The sequence below is a fragment of the Sphingomonas sp. Tas61C01 genome (genome assembly GCF_052567495.1).
On record NZ_CP199583.1, the window covers coordinates 2,501 to 16,278 of the forward strand.

Genomic DNA, 13,778 nt, shown 5'->3' on the forward strand with positions numbered 1-13,778 from the left:
CACTAAATAATCTGGCTGAGATTATAATCATCCGCACCAACGGGTCCCATCAAAGTATTACTTTGATGGGTGCCCAATATGCCGTGCAGCGCTGCTCTGCCGAGTTGGTCGACCTTAGGGTTGGCCCAGCGTTGTCATTGGTGGTGCGGACTCTCAAGCGTGAGGTAAGGGCAATTCGTGGATGCCTTGGCATATACAGGCGATGAAGGACGTGGCACGCTGCGATAAGCTGCGGTGAGGTGTGAGCAACCTTTGACCCGCAGATTTCCGAATGGGGAAACCCACCTTCACCATTTAATTCTTTGTGAGCGAGAGCTCATCGAGAGTTAAATGGTTGAGGTATCACTTAAGCGAATAAAATAGCTTTGGTGAAGCGAACCCGGCGAACTGAAACATCTCAGTAGCTGGAGGAAAAGACATCAACCGAGATTCCGTTAGTAGTGGCGAGCGAACGCGGACCAGGCCAGTGCCTGATATTCAACTAGCAGAAGCTTGCTGGAAAGCAGCACCATAGCGGGTGACAGTCCCGTATGCGAAAGTGAGATATCAGGACTTGAGTAGGGCGGGACACGTGTAATCCTGTCTGAACATAGGGGGACCACCCTCTAAGCCTAAATACTCGTATATGACCGATAGCGAACTAGTACCGTGAGGGAAAGGTGAAAAGCACCCCGATGAGGGGAGTGAAACAGTACCTGAAACGGATTGCCTACAAGCAGTTGGAGGGGTCTTGTGCCCTGACAGCGTACCTCTTGCATAATGGGTCTGTGACTTAATGTTTCAAGCAAGCTTAAGCCGGTAGGTGTAGGCGCAGCGAAAGCGAGTCTGAATAGGGCGACAAAGTTTGAAGTATTAGACCCGAAACCCGGCGATCTAGGCATGACCAGGATGAAGGTGAGGTAACACTCACTGGAGGTCCGAACCGATTAACGTTGAAAAGTTACCGGATGAGTTGTGTTTAGGGGTGAAAGGCCAATCAAGCCGGGAAATAGCTGGTTCTCCGCGAAAACTATTGAGGTAGTGCCTCGAGCGAATACCGTAGGGGGTAGAGCACTGGATGGGCTAGGGGGTCGCGAGATCTACCAAACCTAACCAAACTCCGAATACCTACGAGTACTACTCGGGAGACAGACGGCGGGTGCTAAGGTCCGTCGTCAAAAGGGAAACAGCCCTGACCTACAGCTAAGGTCCCCAAGTCGTGTCTAAGTGGGAAAGCATGTGGAATTTCCAAAACAACCAGGAGGTTGGCTTAGAAGCAGCCATCCTTTAAAGAAAGCGTAACAGCTCACTGGTCTAAATAAGAGATTCTGCGGCGAAGATGTAACGGGGCTCAAGACACGCACCGAAGCTTAGGGTGTGCTCTTTTAAGAGTACGCGGTAGCGGAGCGTTCCGTAAGCTGATGAAGCGATCTGGTAATGGGTCGTGGAGGTATCGGAAGTGCGAATGCAGACATGAGTAGCGATAAAGAGGGTGAGATGCCCTCTCGCCGAAAGACTAAGGGTTCCTGCGCAAGGCTAATCCGCGCAGGGTGAGCCGGCCCCTAAGACGAGCCCGAAGGGGGTAGTCGATGGGAACCACGTTAATATTCGTGGGCCTGGTGGTGTGTGACGGATCATGTGTGTTGTCATCCCTTATCGGATTGGGATGGCTTCGAAATGGTTCCAGGAAATAGCCCCACCGTATAGACCGTACCCGAAACCGACACAGGTGGTCAGGTAGAGTATACCAAGGCGCTTGAGAGAAGTGTCCTGAAGGAACTCGGCAAATTGCCTCCGTACCTTCGGAAGAAGGAGGCCCCAACTAAGCGCAAGCTCTGTTGGGGGGCACAGGCCAGGGGGTAGCGACTGTTTAGCAAAAACACAGGGCTCTGCTAAGTCGGCTTCAAGACGACGTATAGGGCCTGACGCCTGCCCGGTGCCTGAAGGTTAAGTGGAGGGGTGCAAGCTCTGAAATGAAGCCCAGGTAAACGGCGGCCGTAACTATAACGGTCCTAAGGTAGCGAAATTCCTTGTCGGGTAAGTTCCGACCTGCACGAATGGCGTAACGACTTCCCCACTGTCTCCAGGACATGCTCAGCGAAATTGAATTCTCCGTGAAGATGCGGAGTACCCGCGGTTAGACGGAAAGACCCCGTGCACCTTTACTGCAGCTTCAGAGTGGCATTAGGAAAGAACTGTGTAGCATAGGTGGGAGGCTTTGAAGCATCGGCGCCAGCTGATGTGGAGCCATAGGTGAAATACCACCCTGTTGTTTTCTGATGTCTAACCTCGAACCATGAAACTGGTTCAGGGACCCTCTGTGGCGGGTAGTTTGACTGGGGCGGTCGCCTCCTAAAGAGTAACGGAGGCGCGCAAAGGTTGGCTCAGGACGGTTGGAAACCGTCTGTTAGAGTGCAATGGCATAAGCCAGCCTGACTGCGAGACTGACAAGTCGAGCAGAGACGAAAGTCGGTCATAGTGATCCGGTGGTCCCTCGTGGAAGGGCCATCGCTCAACGGATAAAAGGTACGCCGGGGATAACAGGCTGATAACCCCCAAGAGCTCATATCGACGGGGTTGTTTGGCACCTCGATGTCGGCTCATCACATCCTGGGGCTGGAGCAGGTCCCAAGGGTTTGGCTGTTCGCCAATTAAAGTGGTACGTGAGCTGGGTTCAGAACGTCGCGAGACAGTTTGGTCCCTATCTGCCGTGGGCGTCGAAATTTGAGAGGAGTTGACCCTAGTACGAGAGGACCGGGTTGAACGTACCTCTGGTGTACCTGTCGTTCTGCCAAGAGCGCAGCAGGGTAGCTATGTACGGACGGGATAACCGCTGAAAGCATCTAAGCGGGAAGCCTCCCTCGAGATAAGATTTCTTAGGACGGTCGGAGACCACGACCTTGATAGATCGGATGTGGAAGTGGAGTAATCCATGGAGCTAACCGATACTAATTGTCCTATTCGCGCTTGAGAGTCCCACCATCAATGACAGCCCTGGGCAACCAGACCAGCTCGTCGGCGACGTGGATGATCATGCTCGACGCCAGATACATGTGGTACAAGCAACGAAACTGCACATCGATTTACAAGAACCTTGATCCCCCCGTACGCGCCTCACGCACCGGCTTCATTGCTTGGTGATAATAGCGTCGGTGTCCCACCCGATCCCATCTCGAACTCGGCCGTGAAACCCGACTGCGCCAATGGTACTATCGCTCAAGCGATGGAAGAGTAGGTCGTCGCCAGGCATTGTAGCCGGTGCGCGAGAACATGCACGGAACCAGGATCAAGCAAGAACCCATTCACACATGTCTCCTCCGACGCCCAAACGGGCGCCGACAGTCCCACCAGGGACCGCCGCGGGGTGGAGCAGCCCGGTAGCTCGTCAGGCTCATAACCTGAAGGTCACAGGTTCAAATCCTGTCCCCGCAACCAAATTCAGCCGCTATATCAACGACATAGCGGCTTTTTCATGTGCCGTGCAGCTGGCCATTGGAAGCACCGTGGAAGCAAGAGGGCGCGTGATCCTGCGTAGTAGCGCGCTCAGGCAGCCGTCCACCAGAACGGCTAATCTTGGGCCATGTAGTCGTTTCGGCTCGGGAAGACGTAGTCGTTTAGCGTCCCGCGGCGTCGCTCCAACCATGCCCGCATCGTCTTTCGCGCCGTATCCATCAGCTCGAATTGTACCGGACGTTTGGTCTTTTGTTGAATCACAACGGCGCGGTCACGGACGCGCCCGCCGGAAACTACATCGCCGATCCGCACCTTGACGACATCAAAGCCGCGCAGTTTGCTGTCGATAGCGAAATCGAACAGCGCTCGGTCGCGCAATCGTCTATGTTGGTCGAGCCAGAAGCGAATGGCCCAGACCTGTTGCCGTTTAAGCGTCCGCTTCGCACCGATGAGCCGGCCTTCGTTCCAAGGCCGAAGTTCGTGAAAAGCGGGGTGCATCGACGAGTGACCCATCGACCATCTCCATCGAACCGGATCAGCCAATCGAGACTACGGAGGCGCGGTAAACCTACGGTTCGGAAATGAGGTTGAGCGTCCGTCGGTGGTGCTGAACGAGCGGCGGTTTTCTGGCGGCGTCTCGCAGACTCTAAGCGGACGGAATGGGTCCATCCCGCCATGCATCTCCCGGCAGAAAACAATGCGGTAGTGGCCTCATGGCTTAACCAGTCTCCGAACCGCGCGTTGCAGATCTGCTTTTGGCTTCGTGCAATCAGCAATCAATGCAGCGATCGCAGACTTGCCGCGTTTAATAGTCTCAAAATCAACATATGGAGATCACGCGTGCGCCGATCCCGTTGTTTGTTGCTGCTCCCGTTGGTGCTCATTGGCTGCGAAGCAACGCCCCAAGGCGGCCAATCCGCGAATGAAACAGCGCAGGGGAGCAAGCATAACGTGGCGTTGTCACCAGGGGCGAAGGCCCTGCTGGACGGCGGTGGTAAGCTGGGCGACGTTATCGCAGCACGCACGTTCGTTGCGCCCTTCATTCGCACCGATCAGTCGCAATGCTTCGGCATGGCCAAGCTGAAAGGGGTCGATATGGCGTCCGCCGAGCGGCCGGACGGTCCGGCGCTCATTCGGGTCGCGATCGCGATCGACGGCTCGGGGTCGATGGCGGGCCGGGTTGGCAGCCGCACCAAACTCGAACTTGCCCGCACGGCTACCAAGGCTTTCATCGACGGCCTCCCGCCTGGCGTTCCAGCATCGCTTGCGGTGTTCGGTCAACAGGGCAACAATAGCGAGGCCGGTAAGTCGAAATCCTGCAAGGACGTCAATCTGTTGGCGCCAATGTCGACCGACCGCGCACAATTGCGCAGCGCGGTGGCTGCTGTACGCGCCGTCGGATGGACCCCACTCGCAGCGGGCCTGACGGCGGCCCGGGAACAGCTCGGCCCGTCATCCGTCCCCGGCGAACAGGTGATCTATGTCGTGTCCGACGGGATTGAGACGTGCGGCGGCGATCCGGTATCCGTCGCACGCGACATCAACCGCGGCAGCACCCGCGCGGTCGTCAACATTATCGGCTTCGGCCTGCCGAAGGGCGAGGCAATAGCTCTGCAGGCTGTCGCGGGCGCGGGTGGCGGCCGCTTCGTCAACGTCACCGACGACGACGGTTTCGACCGCGAATTGGCCGAGCAGACGCGGCTGGTTAATAATCGGGTGCGAGCGACGCTGGCGCAGGCGGGCAATTCGATCGCGACGGGTGCGGCCTATACCTACCTCGTGCAATGCACCGGCGGCATCATCAACCGCGAGACGCAGGGTGCCCTTGCCACCTATGACGCAAGGGCCAAACGCGGAGAGAAGCTGCCGCCACGGTATCAGGTGGTGGCATTGCTTGGCGAGCGGCAGCGTGCATTAGAGGCAGCGCGGGACGCGCACGAGAAGCGTCAGGATACGGCCAGAGATGCCGCCAACAACGCCGTCGCTGCGGGGGAGAAGGCCGCGCGCTAAGTGTTCCCGAGCAACCGTCACGAGTGGCGGCGGACGGTCTTGGCCAGCCGCAGCAGGCCGGGCGCGGCAATGACGAATGGCGAGATGATGGCGATAGGGAGAGGTAAGTCGAAGAAGGCCCACAAGACGATCATCGTCATGCCAATGCCGCCGCTGAACATTACCCATGCAAAGCCCAGGATGAAGGCGATCCAGCCCTTGCGGTGAACCGGAGCATAGCCATTTTCGCCATCAGCCTCTCTGAACCAGATTTCCAGGCCGCGTTTGTTGAGTCGTGGTGGCTTGGGATCGCGCATCGCACACATCTAGATTGCTTGGCGGGATCGGTCCAACGGCTGCCGCACGCCGGCGCATCCCCTAACGCTGTTTCAGCAAGCGAAGTCTGAGATGCGTGTTTGCGACCGACACAGGTTGTGGTCGAGAACCGATTATGATGAGTGGAGTGATTTGATCAGGGCGATAGCGGCCGTCGAACTAAACCGAACAAAACGTCCGGTTTTGAGGACCTCCAATGCAATGCCGAGCGTCCGGACCTGGGTCGAAGCAGCCCTCAGCTTCCATTTCGCAATATGAGATTTGCTGATCGCCTGTCTGAGATCCCGTCGCGAAGTATAAGCGTCGCCCGATCTTTTCTGCTATGGTTAACGTGACTGCTCGGCAAGCGCGCGGCGATCGGAGGATCACGACATGCAAATGACGAGCATCAGACGAGCATCCGCGACGTTGGCGATGGCAGGGCTGTCGCTTGGGCTGACGACACCGGCAGCGGCGGTGACGACGTTCTCAACAACGATGCAGGGCATTAACGAAAACCCGCCGGTCGCAAGCGCAGGGCTCGGCTTAGGTCAGTTGGTTCTGTCCGACGACATGAACAGCTTCTCGGTGACGATCACTTATAGCGGGCTCAGCTCAACTGCCGTTGCAGGTCACGTTCACTGTTGCGCGCCGATCGGCAGTAACGCTTCTGTCGCTATCGGCTTCACGGTGCCGGGCGGCGTTGCCGGCACGATTATGGGTACATACAATCTGCTCGACATGAGCATCTACAACGGCGCGTTCTTGACCGCATCGGGAGGAACCGGAGCAGGTGCGCGCATGGCGTTCATTACCGGGCTGAACGGCGGGCTTGCGTACCTCAACATCCACACTGCAGTTAATCCGGGCGGGGAGATTCGCGGGCAGCTGGGCGTAGTGCCGGAGCCCGCGACCTGGGCAATGATGATCCTCGGGTTCGGGTTGATGGGGGCGGCGATCCGCTATCGCCGTAAGAGCAGCCGCGTTTCGTTCGCCTGAGACGAAGCGAGCTTTAGAATTCGCCAGCTGGGAGGCTGGCGGATTTCGTCAAGCTAGGGCGATCGCTGAAATGAAAGTATCGTTATTCCCGGCGGCATTCTTAGCCGCGATGATCAAATACCAGCGTACCACTGGTACCCTGCCGCATCCTCCCAGTAGCCGCCTCTACCGGAGGCGATCTTCTCTAGCCGATCGACCAGCTCGACCCGCATGACGTATTTCGCCTGCTTGTAGCCTAGCTGCCGCTCGACCCGGAGACGCAACGGGGCGCCGTGGCCGACGCTCAGCAATTGATCGCTCATGCCCCAAGCCAGGATCGTCTGCGGATGATACGCGTCGATTAGATCGATACTCTCGTAATATGGGTCTCCGTCGAAGTCGTCCGCGCAGTGGAATACGGCATAGCGCGCTGCAGCCAGTAGCCCGGCGGCGTCGAGCAGGAGCTTCAAGGGCAAACCGGTCCATTTGCCGATCGCGCTCCACCCTTCGACACAGTCGTGCCGCGTTATCTGCGTCCGCGCCGGCATCGCCCGGATCTGGGCGAGTGAGAGTGCTTGCGGTCGCCGGACGAGACCATCGACGACGAGGCGCCAATCGGCAAAGTGGTCAGCGACGTGCGCCTGGTACGTGTCGCTGCCGGGCATTGTGTTGCCGTTGGTGCGGAACACCGGCGACATGTCAGCGGCGGCGAACTCGCGCGCGAGCGCCCCGCGGTCCATCAGCAGGCGCTGAGACCCAAGCGTGAGGCTTTCGCCCACTCCAAGCACATGCTGCACGGCAGGAGATGCGACGATACGATCGCATCCCGACAGCAGCATTCCGCTGCCACCGACGGCAATCGATCCGATCAGCCGACGTCGAGTGAGGATGGTCATCGCGGCTTCTCCTCGGGCAAGCGATACCAGCCGGTCACGATCGAGCGCAGCTCGTTGAAGGGACCTGCGAGGAGGACCATCAACAAGTGAACGACGATGAAGCCGACAAGCAGGCCGGCGCAGATGAAGTGGATCGAACGCGCCGATTGGCGACCGCCGAACAGGTCGAGTAGCCAGGGCCATGCGGCGTCGATGCCGGGCGACATGGTGAGCCCGGTCAGCACCATTGCCGGCAGCAGTCCGAACAGCACACCGAGGTAGCTCAGCTTTTGCAGAATATTGTAGCGCCGTGCAGCCTCGCCGGTGTGGAAGCGCAGGCGTGCGTGGTCCTTGATGTCCCGCCACAGATTGCGTGGCCTGAGTTCGTCGACGGTGGGCGCGAGATCGCGCTGGAGATGCCGACCTATCAAGCTCCACAGCCAGAACAGGATGCCGGGGACGACCAGAAGCCAGGCGAAAGCGAAGTGCCACTGCCTGGCGCTTGCCAGGTCATAGCCGGACGGGATCGTGACAAGAGCGGGGAACGCCCGCTCTTCTCCCTTCGAGATGCCAAGAACGCCCGTGGTCGGGATGGTCATCGGACCGAGGCGCAAGAACCCGCGATCGTCCGTGCTCCCGATCTGCAACCATGGTCGCTCGTGGTTGGCGCCGTACTGGCCCCAATATAGCTGCGGATGAGCGTTGAAGATCATCAGGCCGCTCATCAGCATGACAATGACAGACAAGGCGTTCAGCCAATGCCACAGCCGTACGGGACGACGCTGACGGTAGACCAGATCGCCGCCCTGTGGCGCTATGCTTGCTTGAAAGGCCATGAAGCGCGTCCCTTCGCGTTCGAAGCGGGTCGGACGTGAGACGCCAACGGCGCCTCACGTCGGGGAGTGGCGTCAGCTGCCCTTCATCATGGCATCGTGCTTCATCATTTCGGGGTGCATCTTCATCATCTTGGCACAGCCGGCGTTCTTCATCATCTTGTCGTGCGACATAGCGTTGCACGACTTCATCTTCTTCGTGTCCGCGGCCGACATCTTCATCATCGATCCGGACTTCATGTTGTCCTTCATCATCGCGTCTTGCGCGACGGCGGGAGCAGCAGCGGCGAGTGACAGGGCGGATAGAGCAAGCAGGGTGGAGAGGCGCATCGGTCGGTTCCTTGGGTATGGCGTCGTGATGGAAAGTGGCCGCGACGTCGTCGGCCGGGTGATGAGGGTCAGATCCGGCGAGCGGCGGTGATCGGCCCGCCCGAACCTTGCTGAACGAGGATGGCGCTCGCGAGACCCCCCTCGGATGGCGCCGGCAGCCGATAGGAGGCTGTCGACCCGCTCCAGTCGCCGAGCTTCACCAGCTCGCGGACGATATCGCGGTGGGGGAGCGTCCGCCCGGCGTTTTCGCCGGCTTTGATCGGGACGTTGCGCGTGCCGGGATCGTAGCGAACCAGCCACACGGTCGAGCGCGACCCAGTCGCAAGTGCGCCAAGCCGGACGCCGTTGCCCGTCCGGTCGATCTGCGGGCCGCCGCGCGGCGCCCCGGCCTTCGCGACGGTCGCTGCGACCTCGCGACCGTTGCTGCCGACGATCGAGTGAGCGCCGTTGATGATCAACTGCGGCGTTGCGACCTGGCCGCGGCCTGCGGCGGCATAGTCCCGCTGTCGCGCGGTGAAGCGCGGCGAGCCGAACCTGTCCTTCCAGCCGAGCTGATCCCAGTATGTCACCGCGAACGACAACGCGAGGATGTCGGGCCGATCGGCAAGACCGTTCAGCACGGCGTTGGCCGGGGGGCAGGACGAGCAGCCCTGGCTCTGGAACAGTTCGAGCACGATTGGGTGAGCAGCGGATCCACCGGGGGCTGCGCCCGCCTGGGCGGAGTCGCAGCCGGCAAGAACTGCCATTGCGCCGGACGCCGCCAGCTTCAGCGCGCGAGATCGAAGATCGAGCATCAGTGTCGGCCTCTCAAGTGAGCGGGCGCGGTCGCCTCGCTGTTGAAGAAGGTTCGTTCCGGCGCCGGTTTTGGTTACAGACGATCGCGCTTTTATCGACCTGACACCCCGGTCCGGTGAGCCGCGGCATCATGTCGCTCGTGGGCGAGGTAAGACCGGCTGAGCGTCCCGTGCCTCGTCGCGGTCGGCAGCAGCGTCGGGTAAAATTGCACAAAGGTCGTATCGACCGCTGCGTTTGCCCTATGACAGGAATAGCAATCGGCCTTGTCATCGATCCGTTGGCTCGGCTGCTCGCCATCGAAGGCGAAGAAGCCCCACCCCTCGCGCAAGCGCGTGACGTCTTTGACATGCGCCTCCAGCCCCAGCCGGCCTGCCTGGAAGTGCCCGGCCTTGTTGATCGAGCCCTTAGTGGAACCGGTCCGGTTCTCCAGGATCAACACCGTGTGATCGGGCCAGGTGCCGGTCGCCTGAAACGCCCGGTACGCAGCCTCTGGCACGAACACGTTGCTGAAAATGTGATCAGTCGGAGGAGCGGTGCCGTCGCCATAGCGCATGTCGATACCGGCGCTGAGGAAAACCCACTCGCGATAGTTGCGCGGCACCATCAGGCGTCCGGACGCGTCGTATTGAAGTGCGGAAGAGGCGGCACTAACCGCGGCCGTCCTTTGCGCAACGCCGATCACGGCAGCGGCGAGGACAACGGCGGCGAGCATCGCTGGCCAAGGAATGATCCGTTTCATGGATGAGCATTCGCGATCGCGGCGCGATCGGTTACGAGCGTCGTCGGGACGGCTTTCGCGCGGATCACCCAAATGGTGTAACCGAAGCAGCTTTCTGCACGAATGAACCGTCAGGAGCATGAATGCGGGCCAGCGAAGACCAGCTCAGGGCATGGATGGTGGATGGCCTCGACGGGAGCGCGAGTTCCCATGCAGCGCTGCTACGCGCGCTGGTGCCGATCTTGCGTGCATTCTACTGCCGCCGTGTCGGCGACGCCGACGCCATCGAAGATCTGGTGCAGGAGACCCTCATCGCCGTGCACACGCGTCGCATAACCTATGACCGCGAACGGGCGTTCACCGCCTGGCTGTTCGCGGTCGCGCGGTACAAGATGATCGATCATTTTCGCCGCACCCGGCAGACGTGCCCGATCGAGGAGGTCGAGGATCTGCTCGTCTCGCCGGGTTTCGAGGCCGAAGCCGGCGCACGCATGGACATCGACCGATTGCTCCAGCACCTGCCCGAAAAGCAGTCGCGCTTGATCCGGCAGACACGCCTCGAAGGCGGCAGCATCGCCGACGCGGCATCGGCGGCGGGTATCGGCGAATCTGACGTCAAGGTGTCGGTCCACCGCGGATTGAAAGCGCTGGTTGCCCGTATTCAGGGGCAATTGCGATGAATATGGAGACGCTGATCGCCTCCCTCGCGGCCGACTTGAAGCCGGTTGCGCGTCGCGCGATGGGGCGCCGCTTGCTGACGGGGATCCTTGGCGGTGGCGTGGCGACCCTGCTCCTGATCGCGATCACACTGGGCTTTCGTCACGATCTCGGCCTCGCGATGCGTGGCGCCGCCTTCTGGGTAAAATGGGCATATACGATCTCGCTCGGTATCGGGGCGCTCATCTTGGTGCGGCGGCTGGGAAGACCCGAGCCCGTGAAGCTGCGTCGATTCTGGCCGCTGATCATCCCGTTCGCGGTATTGGCGATCGTCAGCGCCGCCGAGATGGCGCACGTACCGACCGGCGACTGGCTCGCGATGTGGCTCGGCAAGACCTGGAAGAAGTGCCCCTGGCTGGTGCTGATGCTGTCTGCGCCGATCTTCGTCGGATTGCTGTGGTCGTTCCGGCGTCTTGCGCCGACCCGCCTGGCCGCGGCGGGCGGCGCCGCCGGGTTGGCCGCCGGTTGCTGGGCGGCGACGCTTTATTGTCTGCACTGTCCGGAGGTGTCGGCGCTGTTCGTGCTGACCTGGTACACGCTGGGTATCGGCCTTGCCGCCGCTGCTGGCGCATTGCTCGGCCCGCGCCTGCTGCGCTGGTAACCGCGGCGGTGTAACCGCCGGCAACGTTCGCCCGAATTCGTGGTGCAGGCACAGCAGCGCAACGTGCGCGTGCATCACGAAAGGATCGATCGGATGGGCAAGTTGGACGGCGCAGTCGCAGTGGTTACGGGCGGAAGCTCCGGTATCGGCGCTGCCACCGCTAAGCTTTTCGCAAGCGAAGGTGCTGCGGTGGCGATCCTGGTGCAGGAGATCGACGCCGACGCTCACGACATGATCGCAACCATTGAGGCCGCGGGCGGGCGGGCGATCGCCGCCGCGGCAGACGTTGGGGACGAGCACGCGGTCGCGGCGGCGTTCGATCAGGTTAAGGCGGCCTTCGGTCCGGCGACGATCCTAGTGAACTCGGCTGGAGTAGATGCTTCCGGCATCCCGGTTGCCGACATGGAACTGGCACAGTTCGAGGCGGTGCTTCGCACAAATCTGATCGGTCCATTTTTGTGCGCCCGTGCCTTCATCCGGGGCGCGTCAATGCCGCCGGCAGGATCATCAACATCAGCTCAGTGCACGAGGATCTGCCGCGGTCGGGCGCTGCCGATTACTGCGCATCCAAGGGTGGATTGCGCAATCTGACGCGCTGCCTCGCGCTGGAGCTCGCCGCTCGCGGGATCACAGTGAACAATGTCGCGCCGGGCATGGTGCTGACGCCGATGAACCAGGACGCGATCGACGATCCCGAAAAGCTGGCGGAGCAGGTCGCGAGCATCCCGCTGAAGCGTGCCGCTGAGCCTGACGAGGTAGCGCAACTCGTGCTCTACCTTGCATCAGCGAGCGGCAGCTACGCGACGGGATCGACCTTCACGCTCGACGGTGGGCTGACCTGCAACATGGGCCAGGGCGCATGACGATCAGCTTCGAGGTCGTCGAAACGCTTCCGCTCACCCTCGCGCGGCACACGGCAGCGTCGGCAAGAAGTCGCTGCTCCGCCGGATCACCGCCATGCCGCCGCCCGCTTGCGCATTGAACCGGGCGGCGACATCCAAGCGGCCAGAACTAACGGTATATCCGCTTGTTCTCGCGCAAGGCTTCAACGCAACGTACAATGGGGTCACGCGATCAGGAGAGCCTTGATGAGAGCTGCATTGAGATCGGTAGCAGCGGTCGCCGTTTTGATGTCGACCCATACCGCCGCATCCAATCCCGTGGTGGCGGGCTGGTATGCCGATCCCGAGATCCGCATCTTCGCTGGGCGCTACTGGCTATACCCCACCTATTCCGATCATGGTGCCAAGCGCGACGTCTCGAAACGCTTCTCGGCGCAGCAGAAAGAGGCGCGGCAGCGCGGCTCGCTACGACCCTCCTACAAGATGCAGACGTTCTTCAATGCCTTCTCCTCGCCCGACCTGGTGCATTGGACGAAGCACGAGCACGTCTTCGACGTGCAAAACGCCGCGTGGGCAGCCTACGCGATCTGGGCTCCTTCGGTGCTGGCGGCCAACAAGCGCTACTACATGTTCTTCAGCGCCAACGACATCCAGAGCGACCGTGAGCGCGGCGGCATCGGACTTGCCGTCAGCGACTATCCCGGCGGCCCGTTCCGTGACGCCCTCGGCAAGCCGATTATCGGCGCGTTTCACAACGGTGCGCAGCCGATCGATCCTTTCGCCTTTCGTGACCGGAACGGACAGGTCTACCTGTTCTATGGCGGCTGGAAGCATTGCAACGTCGTGCGCCTCAGCGCCGACCTGACACGACCGGTGCCGTCCGCGGATGGAACGACGTATAAGGAGGTGACGCCGCCGGGCTATGTTGAGGGCTCGTTCATGATCGAGCGGCACGGCGTCTACTATCTCATGTGGTCGGAGGGGGACTGGACCGGGCCGGACTACAGCGTCGGCTACGCAACGGCGCCGACCCCGACCGGTCCGTTCAAGCCGATGGGCAAGATCCTGTCGCAGGACCTGCGGATTGCTCGCGGCGCTGGACATAACTCGGTGGTGAACGTGCCGGGGACCGACGACTGGTACATCGTCTACCACCGCCGGCCGCTCGGCACCGACCGCGGTGAACATCGGCAAATCGCGATCGACCGGCTGGTATTCGCGGCTGACGGGCATATCGAACCCGTGGTGATGACCGATCAGGGCGTGAGGCCGCACCCACTTGCTGGTCCAGGCACCCCCCCGAAGTGACGCAAGAGGCAATCAGCAGGAACGGCGATTTGACCAGCAATTCCA

At 60.8% G+C, this 13,778-nt stretch carries 11 protein-coding genes, 1 tRNA gene, 2 rRNA genes and 2 pseudogenes; 9 read left to right on the plus strand and 7 right to left on the minus strand.

The genetic code is table 11. From position 1 onward, the window contains the following. Positions 1-154 precede the first annotated feature (154 nt). The 3 genes from ACT009_RS00020 to ACT009_RS00030 all read left to right on the plus strand — a co-directional run bounded on the left by ACT009_RS00020 (position 155) and on the right by ACT009_RS00030 (position 3,414). Positions 155-2,951: ribosomal RNA gene (locus ACT009_RS00020) — 23S ribosomal RNA — on the plus strand. A 161-nt stretch (positions 2,952-3,112) separates the two neighbouring features. Beyond that, positions 3,113-3,227, plus strand: a 5S ribosomal RNA gene (rrf, locus tag ACT009_RS00025). A 110-nt stretch (positions 3,228-3,337) separates the two neighbouring features. Further along, positions 3,338-3,414: transfer RNA gene (locus ACT009_RS00030), tRNA-Met, on the plus strand. A gap of 144 nt (positions 3,415-3,558) precedes the next feature. Here the strand turns inward: ACT009_RS00030 and ACT009_RS00035 are convergent. Further along, positions 3,559-3,945, minus strand: a pseudogene (locus ACT009_RS00035) (tyrosine-type recombinase/integrase); the annotation flags it as partial. A 348-nt stretch (positions 3,946-4,293) separates the two neighbouring features. Here ACT009_RS00035 and ACT009_RS00040 point away from each other — a divergent pair. Further along, positions 4,294-5,442: a VWA domain-containing protein gene (locus ACT009_RS00040; RefSeq protein WP_445192374.1), complete on the plus strand. Its 1,149-nt coding sequence runs from the start codon at positions 4,294-4,296 to the stop codon at positions 5,440-5,442. A 17-nt stretch (positions 5,443-5,459) separates the two neighbouring features. Here the strand turns inward: ACT009_RS00040 and ACT009_RS00045 are convergent, their stop codons facing one another. Beyond that, on the minus strand, positions 5,460-5,738 hold the full coding sequence (locus ACT009_RS00045) for a hypothetical protein (RefSeq protein WP_445192375.1): 279 nt from the start codon (positions 5,736-5,738) through the stop codon (positions 5,460-5,462). 391 nt (positions 5,739-6,129) lie between these two features. On the opposite strand from ACT009_RS00045, the gene ACT009_RS00050 reads away from it, so the two are divergent. Then, positions 6,130-6,735 carry a CHRD domain-containing protein gene (locus tag ACT009_RS00050; protein WP_445192376.1) on the plus strand — a complete coding sequence of 202 codons (606 nt, stop codon included), beginning with the start codon at positions 6,130-6,132 and terminating at the stop codon, positions 6,733-6,735. A gap of 113 nt (positions 6,736-6,848) precedes the next feature. On the opposite strand, the gene ACT009_RS00055 is transcribed toward ACT009_RS00050, so the two are convergent. The 5 genes from ACT009_RS00055 to ACT009_RS00075 form a co-directional block, all read right to left on the minus strand. After that, entirely contained in the window at positions 6,849-7,610 is a 762-nt protein-coding gene (locus tag ACT009_RS00055) for a molybdopterin-dependent oxidoreductase (protein WP_445192377.1), read from the minus strand. After that, positions 7,607-8,425, minus strand: coding sequence for a cytochrome b/b6 domain-containing protein (locus ACT009_RS00060; RefSeq protein ID WP_445192378.1), 819 nt, complete (start codon positions 8,423-8,425; stop codon positions 7,607-7,609). Before ACT009_RS00060 ends, ACT009_RS00055 begins: the two co-directional genes overlap by 4 nt. Positions 8,426-8,497: 72 nt before the next feature. Continuing rightward, positions 8,498-8,752 (minus strand): hypothetical protein, encoded by a 255-nt coding sequence (locus tag ACT009_RS00065; protein ID WP_445192379.1) that lies wholly within the window; start codon positions 8,750-8,752, stop codon positions 8,498-8,500. Between the two features lie 68 nt (positions 8,753-8,820). Continuing rightward, positions 8,821-9,546, minus strand: a complete 726-nt coding sequence (locus tag ACT009_RS00070; RefSeq protein ID WP_445192380.1) for a DUF1223 domain-containing protein — start codon at positions 9,544-9,546, stop codon at positions 8,821-8,823. Positions 9,547-9,638: 92 nt separating this feature from the next. After that, the gene (locus tag ACT009_RS00075; RefSeq protein WP_445192381.1) at positions 9,639-10,286 is read right to left on the minus strand and encodes a cytochrome P460 family protein; all 648 of its coding nucleotides are present in this window, start codon (positions 10,284-10,286) and stop codon (positions 9,639-9,641) included. A 122-nt stretch (positions 10,287-10,408) separates the two neighbouring features. Here ACT009_RS00075 and ACT009_RS00080 point away from each other — a divergent pair, with 122 nt between their 5' ends. The 4 genes and pseudogenes from ACT009_RS00080 (at position 10,409) to ACT009_RS00095 (ending at position 13,733) form a co-directional block, all read left to right on the plus strand. Then, positions 10,409-10,945: a sigma-70 family RNA polymerase sigma factor gene (locus ACT009_RS00080; protein WP_445192382.1), complete on the plus strand. Its 537-nt coding sequence runs from the start codon at positions 10,409-10,411 to the stop codon at positions 10,943-10,945. Next, the gene (locus ACT009_RS00085; protein WP_445192383.1) at positions 10,942-11,583 is read left to right on the plus strand and encodes a DUF1109 domain-containing protein; all 642 of its coding nucleotides are present in this window, start codon (positions 10,942-10,944) and stop codon (positions 11,581-11,583) included. The genes ACT009_RS00080 and ACT009_RS00085 overlap by 4 nt, the downstream gene beginning before the upstream one ends. Positions 11,584-11,676: 93 nt before the next feature. Further along, positions 11,677-12,446: pseudogene (locus ACT009_RS00090) on the plus strand (SDR family NAD(P)-dependent oxidoreductase). Positions 12,447-12,713: 267 nt separating this feature from the next. Further along, positions 12,714-13,733, plus strand: a complete 1,020-nt coding sequence (locus ACT009_RS00095; RefSeq protein ID WP_445192384.1) for a glycoside hydrolase family 43 protein — start codon at positions 12,714-12,716, stop codon at positions 13,731-13,733. The last annotated feature ends 45 nt before the right edge of the window (positions 13,734-13,778 follow it).

What these genes read in the sequence shown, in the direction of transcription:
- ACT009_RS00045 (WP_445192375.1), bottom strand. Translation starts at nt 5,738, where the DNA reads ATGCGCGATCCCAAGCCACCACGACTCAACAAACGCGGCCTGGAAATC.
- ACT009_RS00050 (WP_445192376.1), top strand. Translation starts at nt 6,130, where the DNA reads ATGCAAATGACGAGCATCAGACGAGCATCCGCGACGTTGGCGATGGCA.
- ACT009_RS00055 (WP_445192377.1), bottom strand. Translation starts at nt 7,610, where the DNA reads ATGACCATCCTCACTCGACGTCGGCTGATCGGATCGATTGCCGTCGGT.
- ACT009_RS00075 (WP_445192381.1), bottom strand. Translation starts at nt 10,286, where the DNA reads ATGAAACGGATCATTCCTTGGCCAGCGATGCTCGCCGCCGTTGTCCTC.
- ACT009_RS00080 (WP_445192382.1), top strand. Translation starts at nt 10,409, where the DNA reads ATGCGGGCCAGCGAAGACCAGCTCAGGGCATGGATGGTGGATGGCCTC.
- ACT009_RS00085 (WP_445192383.1), top strand. Translation starts at nt 10,942, where the DNA reads ATGAATATGGAGACGCTGATCGCCTCCCTCGCGGCCGACTTGAAGCCG.
- ACT009_RS00060 (WP_445192378.1), bottom strand. Translation starts at nt 8,425, where the DNA reads ATGGCCTTTCAAGCAAGCATAGCGCCACAGGGCGGCGATCTGGTCTAC.
- ACT009_RS00070 (WP_445192380.1), bottom strand. Translation starts at nt 9,546, where the DNA reads ATGCTCGATCTTCGATCTCGCGCGCTGAAGCTGGCGGCGTCCGGCGCA.
- ACT009_RS00065 (WP_445192379.1), bottom strand. Translation starts at nt 8,752, where the DNA reads ATGCGCCTCTCCACCCTGCTTGCTCTATCCGCCCTGTCACTCGCCGCT.
- ACT009_RS00095 (WP_445192384.1), top strand. Translation starts at nt 12,714, where the DNA reads ATGTCGACCCATACCGCCGCATCCAATCCCGTGGTGGCGGGCTGGTAT.